Source organism: Methanomicrobiales archaeon HGW-Methanomicrobiales-1 (genome assembly GCA_002839675.1).
Taxonomy (GTDB): Archaea; Halobacteriota; Methanomicrobia; order Methanomicrobiales; family Methanospirillaceae; genus Methanoregula.
In genome coordinates this window covers 237,421-250,168 of the sequence record PGYM01000002.1, presented here as the reverse complement: position 1 = coordinate 250,168, position 12,748 = coordinate 237,421, and the positions used below count along the sequence as shown (strand labels likewise).

The following is a 12,748-nucleotide window of genomic DNA, read 5'->3' as shown; positions in this document are numbered from 1 at the left end:
TTTTTTGAGGTAATTTTCATGGTCCGCGGCAAAAAATCAGTCGAGCGCGTAACTGAGCTCATGAAGGAACCGAAGCACATTCGGAACATCGGTATTGTGGCACACATTGACCACGGCAAGACGACTCTTTCTGACAACCTGCTTTCAGGTGCAGGCATCATCTCTGAGGAGCTTGCAGGAAAGCAGCTCTTCATGGACTCAGATCCAGAAGAGCAGGCCCGTGGTATCACTATTGACGCATCCAACGTCTCAATGGTGCATGAGTACGAAGGTCAGGATTACCTGATCAACATGATCGATACGCCCGGTCACGTTGACTTCGGTGGCGACGTCACCCGTGCGATGCGTGCGGTCGATGGAGCGGTTGTCCTCGTGGACGCAGTCGAGGGCACCATGCCCCAGACCGAGACCGTGCTCCGGCAGGCCCTCAAGGAGGGAGTCCGTCCCGTTCTCTTCATCAACAAAGTTGACCGTCTCGTTAACGAGATTAAAGTCGACGAAATGGAGATGCAGATCCGGCTCGGTAAAGTGATCGACAAGGTCAACAAGCTGATCAAGGGTATGAACGAGGAAGCCTATAACAGTGGCTGGAAACTTGATGCAGGACTGGGTACTGTTGCCTTCGGGTCAGCACTCTACAACTGGGCAGTCTCCATTCCGTTCATGAAGAAGAGTGGCGTCTCATTCAAAGATGTGTTCGACAAGTGCCGTGCAGGCGACATGAAGTACCTGGCAAAGAACAGCCCGCTCTCCGATGTTCTTCTCGATATGGTAGTAAACCATCTCCCCAATCCGATCGACGCACAGAAGCGTCGTATCCCGGTTATCTGGCATGGCGACAAGGAGTCAAAGGAAGGCAAGGCCATGATCACCTGCGACCCGAACGGTCCGGTTTCCCTGATGGTTACCGACATTTCATTCGATCCCCATGCCGGGGAAGTCGCCACCGGACGTCTCTTCTCGGGACGCATCAAGCGAGGCGACAGCCTCTATGTCATGGGTTCAGCGATGAAAGAGAACCGGCTCCAGCAGGTCGGTATCTTCATGGGCCCGAAGCGCGTTGAGGTCGATGAGATTGTCGGCGGAAATATCGCCGCAGTTACCGGCCTGAGAGATGCGATGGTCGGCTCGACCGTTACCTCGCTCCTGGAAATCACCCCCTTCGAGTCACTCAAGCACTACTCTGAACCGGTCATGACCGTTGCCGTCGAGGCAAAGAACATGAAGGATCTGCCCAAGCTCGTTGAAGTGCTCCGGCAGGTTGCAAAGGAAGACCCGACGCTGGTCATCACCATCAACGAAGAGACCGGTGAGCACCTGATCTCAGGTATGGGCGAACTGCACCTTGAGATTATTACCGGACGTATCAAGCGCGACAAGGGTGTAGAGATCATCACCTCCGAGCCAATCGTGGTTTACCGTGAAACCGTAACCCAGAAGATTGAGTCTGTGGAAGGCAAGTCCCCGAACCGTCATAACCGGTTCTATTTCGACCTCGAAATTCTGCCTGATGAGATTGTTAACCTGATCAAGAAAGGCGAGGTCTCGATGAACCAGCCGATGCTTGAGCGCCGTGACATCCTCATGAATGCGGGCATGGAAAAGGATGATGCCAAGAGCATCAAGGATATCAAAGCCACCAACATGCTCATTGACCGGACCAAGGGTGTCCAGTACCTCAATGAGACTATGGAACTGATCATCGAAGGTATCCACGAGGCACTCGCCGGTGGTCCGCTTGCAGATGAGCCGGTCCAGAATCTCAAGATGACGCTCGTCGATGTGAAGCTCCACGAGGATGCAATTCACCGTGGCCCGGCACAGGTTATCCCGGCCGTGCGCAGTGCCATCAAAGCAGGTATGCTGATCGCTGGTGACTCACTTCTTGAGCCAGTCCAGAGGATCCAGATTACCGTCCCGATGGACCAGATGGGGGCAGCAACCTCCCAGATCCAGGGACGGCGCGGTCAGGTCTTTGACATGCAGAGCGAGGGTGACACAATCACCGTTGTAGGTAAGGCACCGGTTGCCGAGCTCTTCGGGTTTGCAGGCGATATCCGTTCAGCAACAGAAGGCCGTGCTATGTGGAATACGGAGTTTGCAGGATTCGAACTCGTGCCCAACAGCATGCTCAAGGAAGTTGTGGTTGCAATCCGCAAGCGCAAGGGCTTGAAAGAACAGCTCCCAACCCCGGCAGATTACCTGTCGGCATAATCTTTTTACCCCATCCCCAGTCCCATTTTTTTATATTTTTTCAGGCGTAAATTTCTCATTGTTTCTACCGAAATGGTAAACATGTTTTCCACCCAATCTGTATGACAATGGCTGATGAAAGCAAACTGAAAATTGTCATCTTTGGTGCATTCGGGGCAGGGAAAACCACCCTGATCAAAACACTGGATCCTGAATCGAAACATGTCGAGGCGAACTGTGCGGGAGGTACCACAACCGTTGCGCTTGACTTCGGCCGTCTCCGGAATAACGGGTGCAATATCCATATCTACGGGACCCCCGGGCAGGAGCGGTTTGAGTTTGCCCGCGAGATTATTGCAAAAGGCATGGACGGGGCAATCCTGCTCGTGGATGTGACAAGCCTGCTGGATGAGTTCACCCGCCATCTTTCAGTTACCCTGCAGAGTGCAAAGGTTCCCTTTGTGGTATTCCTGAACAAGTGCGACAGCGAAGGGGCAGACCCGGATGCATTCACCGGTCAGTTCGGGGCATCAGAAGTACGGAAGGTTTCTGCAAAGGACAAGCAACAGTCCATGGATGCCCTGCTGCAATTTGCCGGGACACTTGCACCGCGTCCGAATGGGCCTAACCGTAGTTGATCCCTCTCTTTTCTCCTGCACTGCACCACATCGCCACCAACATCTGCACCACCCTGGTATGAGTTTTTTATGGCAGACCCTGCTTGAAAAAAATCAAACCTTGATTTAAAAATTTTAACCGGACCTTGAATTTTATTTTTCAACCACACCTTGCCTAAAAAAAATAAATCAGACCCTGCTCAAAAATTTTCAATCAACCCCCTAGCCCCTGCCTGGAATCCGTTCGCAGCTCAACCAGACTCTGCTTGAAAATGTAAAAACGCGATCCGTTTCTGATTCTTTCAACCGAAATGGAGAAAAACCGGTCAGCACATCAGAAGTGAACCCGCTCCGGCATCTCACCCAAACCGTACATCCGGCCACTCAGCCGGATCAACCAGACTCCGCTCAAAAATTTTCAATCGGGTACGCGATCGCGATTGAAAATCATTTCCGGATCAACCGGACTTTGATCAAAAAAATTCATCCAGACTTTGATTTTTATTTTTTAATCGAACCTTGATTCAAAAAAGAGATCTGCCGGCCGGAAAAACCAGAAAAAGCCGGCTCATCAGAAAAAATGCAGGTGCACCAGATCACGGAGCTCGTGGTGCTGCATGAATCGTTTACGCACCAGAATCTTAAGCAATAGATCGGTTTTGTACGAGTTTGCACCATCCGGCTGAGTAAGAACCCGGTCAAATGTCAGCGGACCAAAATGGAGGATTTCGAAATCTGGAACCGGTACAAAATTTTGAAACAAACCTTCGCCCGGTAACGGCAAAAAAAGATAAAGTTCAGACCATCACGGCGCGGACGATCGTTACATCCTTGGCCGGGCGATCGCCACGAAGGGTCTTGGTCTTGCCGATCTTATCGACAACATCCATCCCCTCAACCACTTTCCCAAAGACCGGGTGTTTGTCGTCAAGGAAGTTGTTGTTGACAAGGTTGATGAAGAACTGTGATCCGCCGGTGTTGGGGCCGGCGTTTGCCATGGAGATGGTGCCGCGGTTGTTCCGGTTGGCTGGCCCGAACTCATCCTTGATCGCGTAACCGGGTCCGCCCATACCGGTCCCCTGCGGGCAACCGGCCTGCAGCATGAACCCGTCGATAACCCGGTGGAAGATAATGCCATCATAGAAGCCTTTTTTCACAAGCGTTTCAAAATTGCCCGCAGTAACGGGCATAGCGGGATCGAGCGCAATGGTTATGTTACCCATGTTCGTCTCGAGCCGCACGGAATTTCCTGCTGGTGCTGTCATGGTATGCTGCAATAGTATTGGATCCGGGGATTCTTCTGTGTTGCGAATGTCCGCACTGTGCGGGCAGGAAAAAAAGAGATCAGATCATGACCGCTTTTACGATCGTCACGTTCTGGAGCGGGTGGTATAACGGTCCGCCGGATGTCGGCACTTTGGCGATCGTGTCGACAACGTCCATACCTTCCACAACTTTCCCAAAGACCGGGTGTATGGTATCAAGGTAATTGTTGTTTACCAGATTGATGAAGAACTGTGATCCGCCGGTGTTGGGGCCGGCGTTTGCCATTGCAATGGTCCCACGGTTGTTCTGGTTGTTTGTCCCGAACTCATCAGCAATCAGATAACCCGGGCCACCGCGGCCGGTACCGGTCGGGTCGCCGCCCTGGATCATGAAACCGGGCATGACCCGGTGGAAGATCACATTGTTGTAGTATCCTTTGTTCACGAGCGTCTCGAAGTTGCCCGTGGTGATGGGCATGGTCGGGTCGAGCGCGATAACGATATCTCCCATGTCTGTCGAAAGCCGGACCCGTTTCCATGGCTCTGTGGAGAGCGTGGCAGGTACGGTCACGGCGGGCGTGGCGGTAACCGTTGTTATTACGGGAGTTGCCGCAATGGTCCTGGTTGTCGTTTCGGTACTGACTGGTGATACCGGTTGCTGGGTGCATCCCGCAGCGAGAAGAAATGCCGCTATGAGAACACATGCCAGAAGTGCGGTGCGCACGGGTGATGACATAGTAAGAATAGTTGGAATGATAAGAAAAAAGAAGTTGCGGGACAACAGCCCCGTTTTATTGCAAGTCTTCACTCGTCCTTCTTCGTGGTACTGCGCCCGAACAAGAAGATCGCGCCAATAGCAAGGATCATTGAGACGAGCCCTGTCAGAAGGATCCATCCCCCGCGGGAAGTATAATCATTATAATCCGTTGCGGGCACATCGATTGCAAGCACCGCATAGGTGTTTCCGGTCGAATCCAGAATATTGTCATCGATGGGAGCATAGGCGGTCATGAACGACCCGTACTTGGTAGTGTAGGGCTGTTTCGATGTTGTCGGGCCGGAGAGGGCGAGCAGGATATCCATTTTCGGAGCTGTCGACACTTCACCTATCTTTGCCGAGCCCTGGGGATCCTGCAGATAGAGATCGTCTACCAGGAATGTTACGGTCTGGTCGGGATTGACTTTGAGGATATAGGCATTGAGCAGCGCGTCATCCATACTGCGCATTGTGCGCAGTTTCTGCACTATGGCCTTATACTGTTCCGACCCCTCATCACCGGGCTTGATTCCAGCAAGATCCTTGGGCGATATCTGGGTTGCCATCACGCTTACCGTGGATTCCATGCCCTGCTTGACTGAGTTCTGCAGGGCAGTGTTCTGGTTATTGTACGCGAGCAGGGTGAACGATCCTATGATAAGGATGACAAGGATCGAACCGATAAGGATCTTGTTTGATTGCACGAATGAGCTGTTCATGGACGGAACCTCCTTGTTGCGATACCAATCGCAAGAATTGCAGTGCAACCCGCGATCATCGTCAGGATTGAGGGAGCGGACTTCGGTGTGGGTGAAGGAGCAGGCTGCATGCTGATGGCTAGCGGGGTCGTCTGACCGGCGGTTACCGATGCTACGGTTGAGTAATCAATATAGTTCGTGTATTTGAGCAGGACCTGGTGGTCTCCAGGGGTAATGCCATCCAGTGTTGCCGGGGTGTATCCCTTGAACAGGTTGTCGATGTAGACTTCAGCACCGGTTGGCGTGGAAACAATGTTGAACCCGCCGGTAGCAGGTACAGGTGTCGGGTTCGGATTGATCGGCGTCAGGGGCGCACTGATCGGGTTTACGACATTGGGCCGGATATACACGGTGTTCATCCATTCATTGTACCCGGGTGCAGTGACCTTGAAGAGGTGGTTTCCGCTGGGGATGTTGTAAAGGGTGAGTGTGCCTGACGGAGGGATTTGTCCCTGGGCATTGCTGTCCATGAAAACACTTGCACCGGGCATGGATGTGATGGCAACCGTACCATATATGGCCGGGGACATCTCCGCGTTCAGTTTCTGGTTGGTGTTGGCGTTGACGTAGAGAGTTACGGGGAAGTCACTGTATCCGGGAAGGGTCAGGCTGAAGGAATGACTGCCCGGGTACAATGTCACCGTTATCGGGGTCTGGCCCTGGTACGTGCCATCGACATAGACCGATGCATGGTTGGGACTCGAGGTTACTGACACGGTCCCGGTGTTCCGGGGTGCAGGGGGAGATGGCTGGAGGTTCGGGTAATAGGTAGCCGTCTGCCCGGAGTACACGGTAATCAGCTGGGTATCCGATGTATAACCGGAGAGAGATGCTTTCATGGAATAGGTGGACGGAATCATGTTGGGAAGCGTTATCGGTGCATATCCCTGGAAGTTACCGTTCATGTAGATCGCTGCACCGGCAGGACTTGACTGGACATAGATTGCGCCATTCTGGATCGGAGGCACAGTAGTCTGGGTTGGGATTGGGTTGATGGTTGAATAGACTGCAACATGCTCACCACTCTCCGGCATGCGGGAGAGCGGACCGGACCATGTGGTGTAGCCGGAGAGTGATACGGAAATGGTCCTGACAGGAGAACCTGTCGGAGATACCGCTACCGAGAGAATGCCCCCGGCAATATTACCCTGCGGGACACCATCGAAGTATACAGTGGCGCCGTCAACATTGCAATAGGTATCGATCCATCCTTTACCCCCGCCAACCTGGGTGGGTTGGATAGTGATGGTGACCGTTGGTAAGAGCGTGGGGGGTACCGTGGTGGGCTGGGTGACAAATGTCGGCAATGATGTTGGTTCCGTGGTGGGCACCTTAGTTGGTACCGTAGTTTGTACCGTAGTGGGTTGGGTGACAAATGTCGGCAAAGCTGTCGGTTCTGGTGTTGCCTTTGTTGTCACTTCAGTTACCGGGGGGGTAACATCACCGACAACAATGCTCGCAGATACCGGGAAGGTACAGACCGCACACAGTATCAGGATCATAAGTATCATAAGGAAATTTCTTCTCATTGTATCTCTTCCTGTACTCTAATTTCAGGGGAGCGCGCTATTTATAGCATACGTTTTTCCATAAAAACGGATAGCGGAAAATTTTTTAAAAATTACGAGACAAGCCCCTTAATTACCTGAACAAGCCGGGAGATGCCGGTTTTGATCATCTCTTCGTCCGGGTTCGAGAAGTTCAGTCGTATATTGTCCTCCCCGCCCCCGTCCACATAGAAGGGCATACCGGGAAGCACGGCGACTTTTTGCCGGATTCCCTCGTCAAAGACCTTGCGGGAAGAGATGCCGGGCGGAAGAGTTGCCATCAGGAACATACCCCCTTCCGGAGTAGTGTGGGAGAGCTGGGGCAACTGGTCATCGAGCAGGTCGCACATCAGCCGGCACTTCCTGCCATACACCCGGGTAATGTGCCGGATATGGTCATCGAGATCGTGCGTGATCAGGTACTGGTGGAGGATCTTCTGGCAGAGGAAATTGGAATGCAGGTCTGCTGCCTGCTTGACGACATTGAACGGGGTGAGAATGGCTTCCGGCGCATAGATCCAGCCTATCCGCATGCCCGGTGCGATGATCTTGGAGAATGAGCCGGAGATGACACTCTGGTCCGGCAGGTACTTTGTTACCGGCATCCGGGGTTTTGTATCAAAGAAGAGCTCACCGAATGCGTCATCTTCGTAAAAGACGGTGTCGCTCGTCCGGAGTATGTCGGCCATTGCCCGGCGTTTTTCCTGTGAGTATGTCCTGCCGGACGGGTTCTGGGAGTTGGGAATGCCGTAAAAGAATTTCGCATTCGTAGTTTTAACGAACTGTTCGAACAATGCGAGATCCGGGCCATCGTCTTCCAGCGGAACGGTATCGATGACCGGTTCATAGAGCGAAAAAGCTTCGATGGCGCCGAGATACCCCGGCCGCTCCATACCGACATGGTCTCCGATATTAAGAAAAATCTTGGCAAAGAGGTCAAGGCACTGCTGCGAACCGTTGACGATCTGGATATCTGCTGCGGTTGCTGGTATTCCCAGCCGGGTCCGGTAGCGGTCTGCTATATATTCCCGCAGTGGCAGGTACCCGTCAGTAGTAGTGTACTGGAGTGCGATCTGGGCTTCTTCTTCCATTACCTGTTGTGTTGCCTGTGCAATTCCCTCAGTGTCTATCAGGGCTGATGATGGGAGTCCCCCGGCAAACGAGATGATGGACGGGTTGTTCGATACGGAAAAGAGTTCAGAGAGAAATGATACCGGTGCCCGTTTGATCCTGTCTGCGAAATGGAATGCCATGAAATGCTCCCGCTGTATGTACTGGTACCTGATTGGGGATTCACCACAAAAAAAACCGTGCATCCGGATTGAACTATGGTTTTTCCCGTATCGGTAGCGCACCCGGCTCAATGTTATGGCGGAAAAAAACCTGTACCTTTGCTAATGTTTCATGTGCCTGATGCGGGGAGACCCTGGAAAACGTCCTCTGAAATTATTTCAGGAAATGAATCATTGCACGGATAAAAACATGTCACCCGGAAAAAAAGGAGAGATTTTTGTGTCCTGCCGGAATACCCGGGAGGACGGTTACGCAGTGTCAGCTACTTCGATCCTGATGATCTCGGAGTTGACTGCACCCATGGTCTTGTGCAGGACTTCGCAGCGGGCTGCCTGTTCCAGTTCGATGGATTCACGAATACTGGCAAGCGCTTCGCCCTGCGTGCTGCCCTGGCCAAGAGCCTCCGATAACTCAACGCACCGGGCGGTATACTCGCCGTCTGCCTGAGCATCGAGGATGATGGTGTAGTGCATGATCATACTAAAAAGAGATATTTCTTCACATAGTTTTTGGTCGGATAGGGCAATTTCTGCGCTTTTCAGGTAAAAAACCGGAATTCCTTCCTGCCGTGTCAGTTGTCGCCCGGTTCCATCTCTTCTGGCAAATCGGACTGCTCCCCCTCCTTCTGGATTCGTGCGGCTTCCCGTGCCTTCTCGTACTGCAGGATATGGTCAACGATACCTGCCCGGGTCTCCTTCTGGTGCTGTCCGAACTCCATATCCACGAGAAACATGCGGGCCGCATCGCCGATTGCCTTGTGCGGTTTGATGACATACTGGTACTGCTTGGGAATCGTGTAAGAGAGATGTGCGGACCGTATTGTGGTGCTGGAAATGCCAAACCCGATGATCAGCGACATGCGGTCAAGTGAGATTTGTTCTTTCAGCTGCATCGCATGGGCGATTTCGTGCTGGATATCACGGGTGAGAAATCCGTCGGTCCGCACCCGTGCCTGCCGGAACGCTACCATCTCGCGTTGCCGGGCAAAAAAAACCAGTGTGCCGATGTTCCTGCTGTTCAGCGCCTGCATGAACAGGCGGAGATCGGTATTCACCGTTGCGATGGCTGTCCGGGCCTTGCGGGCACCTGCAGGACTCAGGTGGAACCGGTGGTCAAACTGCTGGGTGCGGGCAGGTTCGGCAAGGTTGAAGACTCTCCTCCGGGCATCCACGCGTTTTCCTACATCGTTTAAGATATTCTTCCAGAGTTCCACCTCGATATCGGCCTGGAAAGGTTTTCCGGCAAACGAGAGGGCATCGGTGGCAGGATCATGCAGCACTACACCGATCTCGATGGGGATCTGCATCCGCTGGTGCGTGCCGTAGATGCCGGCAAATTCCATGTCAATATATGCGGTCAGCGTTGCGGTCATAGGAAAGGATGATTGAGTATCGTGAAACTGGCCGGTAATTATGTGTAATGGTTTTTATTCTGTTTTCATCAATCCCGGCCGAGAGATCACCGGTCCCCGTCTAACTGGTACTGTATTTTCTGGGCTGCTGCTTCGCCAGCCGTGTCCAGCGGGATGAGGTTTATCCGGTCAGCGGATGCAATCCCTACGCCCAGTTCTGCTGCCCGGGCGATCTGTTCCAGTTCAAAGATCTTTCCGTTCATCACATCCGGGATAGTCCCGAACGATCGAAGAAGGGCCACGCCCACGGCATCAATTGCAACCCGGTCCGTTCCGGCGATCATGACCCCGGGTCTGATGAGTTTCCCGCGGTCCGGTCCCCCTGTCGAGAACCCTTCGACAGCATCCATTACGATCAAGTCGGTCCGGTAGAATTTGTTGATCTCGGCGATCATTATACGCTGTTGGGGGGAACCGTGCAGTTCGTTCATAAAATCGTAATCAAGCCCGGGAACCCGTTTTGCCACGAGGCCAACAGAATTTTTTAATGACATGGTGAAATGCCCGCCATACCGGTGGGTTTTGAGGCAGCAGGTCTGCACGACCCGGTCAGCCCGGGCAAACACGTTTGCAAGGAAAAATCCCCGGGACCAGTGAAGGCCGGGTGCCTGGACCTCATGCCATCCATTACGGTCGAGTTCATCGAGCACGATTGCAGAAAAGCCCTGTTCGCGGGCAAGTGCATCTACTCCCCGCTCTTCCAGCACCGTACGGGTGTTTCCCATACCGCTGCGTTCGGCAAGGATGAGGCGGGCGGGCTTTTGCTCAAGAATTGCCTTGCAGGTTGCATCCAGCGTGTCGATGTGCGTTGATGCGGGTGCGGGGTCGGCGCTGTTGTAGTTTGCCTTGAGAGCGACGGATCCGCCGGAAAAATCCGAGAGATCGAATTCGTTAAGCACTCGTTCAACGCCGTCCCTGCGATCCTGTGCACCGGCAATATATATCTCAGCATTCCCTGTCATGGTCATCCCGGTTCAACGGTATCGCGCCATACGATATGAATATTCGCTCACCGGAATAGATCTAATTGCAATATGTGGTTCGTACCCGGATAAGGGTATAAAAGAACAGCAACCGGTGGGGGCGGATGCACCATTGGTTTTCAGGATGGACCGAGTAGTACAGATACGTTCGATCTAATCCAGCCGCCCTTCTTTTTCTATCCGCTCTGCTGCAATCTCACAATAGCGGGAATCGATCTCGATCCCTACACCCTGCCGGTTACACCGGGATGCGGCTACGAGGGTGGATCCACTGCCCATGAACGGATCGAGCACAGTATCGTTGACAAAAGAGAATAATTTCATGCACCGGAGGGGGAGTTCTACCGGGAACGGGGCCGGGTGACCAATTTTCGTTTTGCGCTCGCCATTGAATGTCCAGAGCCCATTGGTCCACTCCATGAACTCTTCGCGGCTGATGTCAGATTCCCGCGAGCCGCTTGTCTTTTTCCATGATTTTTTGTAGAGGACCACGATCAGTTCAACGGGGGCGATCACGTAAGGTGCCGATGCACTCAGCCATGAACCCCATGCCGTCCGGCGTGAGATGTTTCCTTCGTTCCAGATAATAGTCGAATGGTACGCAAACCCGCATTTCTTCGCGATCGTTGTCAGGTCGGCCCCCACACTCTGCTGGCCGCCCTTGTTCTTGTCAAGCGGGATATTGAGACAGAACCGGCCATCGTCTTTCAGCCAGCCATAACAGCGCTTCATCCAGCGCTTTGAGAACGCGAGATAATCATCATACGTGATCTGGTCATCATGGCTGTTATACTGGATATCCACATTATAGGGTGGTGAAGTGACGATGAGATCGATACTTTCCGGCGGAATCAAGCGGGTGGTGAAAAGATCTTCATTGATGATGGCAGCCTGCCCGTTTTTAAAAAAAAATCCGCTCTTCACGCCGTGCTCTCCTCTTGTACTGTAGATCTTCGTTACCCTGTGGTATAGCATTTCGCCCGCAGAAAGTCAGGGCAGGATTGAGCTAACCTGCAGGTTAGAAGAATAACTTTTGTTATCCTAGCAATATTATCTGCCCGGAATTGCACCTTAACGTAACTACCTGCAACAAGGATTTTGCGGGCTGGGGATTGTGGGGTTCATGAACGGTCAGCGATATACGGGAATGATAATATTGCTGGTATTTCTCCTGGCGATTATTTCGCCGGTTGCCGGTTTAGTTGATGGAAGATATACTGAAATCCCATCCAGTACCGGCCCCCTTGACAAGGACAACCCGGAATTGATCTCGATTCTCAAAACACATACCGCATATGTGGGTATTATGCAACAGGCCCGCATGGACGGGGTTATCGCCTATATCGATCGGATCAGCAATGGTGCCGGGAGTATCAACCTGCGGTGGATACAGGACGATTATCTCACTGCAGCATCCTCGATTCCCCTGTTGTATACCTCCGATGAGATCACTGCCGCCCGGGAAGAGATGCGAGCCCAGTCGATACGGTTCTCCGATGAGACCAAGACCCAGATTGCTGCTTTCAACGGGAATGACGCTGAGCTGAGGGTAAGCACCAATGCAACTGAAGCAATTGCTGAAACTTCTTTTGTCCGGATGCCCGATGCGATCTGGCTGGAAAAAGGCAGTGCCCGAATTGCAGCTTTTAATACCAGCACCGAGAAACGTGAGAATCTCCTCCTCACACTCACCCGACAAGGGGTGGATATCACAGAAGCAAAGAAACTATCCGACCAGATCGATGCTACGCGAACCGAGTTACAGGATGTCGTAATTAATAAGAAAAATAGTGCTGTCCTTTCCATAAACGGGGTTATTTCAAAACTCAACAACCAGTTCCGTAGTTCTGTCGACGATGCGCTCAAAAATCATGAGATCCAGCTGAACGCCGCCGCATTGATGGCGATGAAATGATATCGGGTT

General features: G+C 52.6%; 13 protein-coding genes. 4 read left to right on the top strand and 9 right to left on the bottom strand.

Annotation, left to right across the window (positions count from 1 at the left end):
- Nucleotides 1-18 precede the first annotated feature (18 nt).
- On the top strand, nt 19-2,214 hold the full coding sequence (locus tag CVV30_07565; protein ID PKL69409.1) for an elongation factor EF-2: 2,196 nt from the start codon (nt 19-21) through the stop codon (nt 2,212-2,214).
- A gap of 107 nt (nt 2,215-2,321) precedes the next feature.
- On the top strand, nt 2,322-2,831 hold the full coding sequence (locus CVV30_07560) for a GTP-binding protein (protein ID PKL69408.1): 510 nt from the start codon (nt 2,322-2,324) through the stop codon (nt 2,829-2,831).
- 776 nt (nt 2,832-3,607) lie between these two features.
- On the opposite strand, the gene CVV30_07555 is transcribed toward CVV30_07560, so the two are convergent.
- The 8 genes from CVV30_07555 to CVV30_07520 form a co-directional block, all read right to left on the bottom strand.
- Nucleotides 3,608-4,075, bottom strand: coding sequence for a peptidylprolyl isomerase (locus tag CVV30_07555; GenBank protein ID PKL69407.1), 468 nt, complete (start codon nt 4,073-4,075; stop codon nt 3,608-3,610).
- Between the two features lie 79 nt (nt 4,076-4,154).
- Nucleotides 4,155-4,811 (bottom strand): peptidylprolyl isomerase, encoded by a 657-nt coding sequence (locus CVV30_07550; protein PKL69406.1) that lies wholly within the window; start codon nt 4,809-4,811, stop codon nt 4,155-4,157.
- A 68-nt stretch (nt 4,812-4,879) separates the two neighbouring features.
- Nucleotides 4,880-5,551, bottom strand: coding sequence for a hypothetical protein (locus CVV30_07545; protein ID PKL69405.1), 672 nt, complete (start codon nt 5,549-5,551; stop codon nt 4,880-4,882).
- Nucleotides 5,548-7,119, bottom strand: coding sequence for an S-layer protein (locus CVV30_07540; GenBank protein PKL69404.1), 1,572 nt, complete (start codon nt 7,117-7,119; stop codon nt 5,548-5,550). Before CVV30_07540 ends, CVV30_07545 begins: the two co-directional genes overlap by 4 nt.
- 92 nt (nt 7,120-7,211) lie before the next feature.
- Nucleotides 7,212-8,390 carry an aspartate aminotransferase gene (locus CVV30_07535; protein ID PKL69403.1) on the bottom strand — a complete coding sequence of 393 codons (1,179 nt, stop codon included), beginning with the start codon at nt 8,388-8,390 and terminating at the stop codon, nt 7,212-7,214.
- A gap of 288 nt (nt 8,391-8,678) precedes the next feature.
- Complete coding sequence (locus CVV30_07530; GenBank protein ID PKL69402.1) at nt 8,679-8,909, bottom strand: type II toxin-antitoxin system HicB family antitoxin; 231 nt, start codon at nt 8,907-8,909, stop codon at nt 8,679-8,681.
- A 92-nt stretch (nt 8,910-9,001) separates the two neighbouring features.
- On the bottom strand, nt 9,002-9,802 hold the full coding sequence (locus CVV30_07525; GenBank protein ID PKL69401.1) for a hypothetical protein: 801 nt from the start codon (nt 9,800-9,802) through the stop codon (nt 9,002-9,004).
- A gap of 86 nt (nt 9,803-9,888) precedes the next feature.
- On the bottom strand, nt 9,889-10,809 hold the full coding sequence (locus CVV30_07520; GenBank protein PKL69400.1) for a hypothetical protein: 921 nt from the start codon (nt 10,807-10,809) through the stop codon (nt 9,889-9,891).
- Here CVV30_07520 and CVV30_07515 point away from each other — a divergent pair.
- Entirely contained in the window at nt 10,802-10,981 is a 180-nt protein-coding gene (locus CVV30_07515; GenBank protein PKL69399.1) for a hypothetical protein, read from the top strand. The two genes, CVV30_07520 and CVV30_07515, sit on opposite strands and share 8 nt — an antisense overlap.
- On the opposite strand, the gene CVV30_07510 is transcribed toward CVV30_07515, so the two are convergent.
- Nucleotides 10,978-11,799: a site-specific DNA-methyltransferase gene (locus CVV30_07510; protein ID PKL69398.1), complete on the bottom strand. Its 822-nt coding sequence runs from the start codon at nt 11,797-11,799 to the stop codon at nt 10,978-10,980. The genes CVV30_07515 and CVV30_07510 overlap by 4 nt on opposite strands.
- Nucleotides 11,800-11,971: 172 nt before the next feature.
- On the opposite strand from CVV30_07510, the gene CVV30_07505 reads away from it, so the two are divergent.
- Nucleotides 11,972-12,739: a hypothetical protein gene (locus tag CVV30_07505; GenBank protein PKL69397.1), complete on the top strand. Its 768-nt coding sequence runs from the start codon at nt 11,972-11,974 to the stop codon at nt 12,737-12,739.
- Nucleotides 12,740-12,748: the final 9 nt, after the last annotated feature.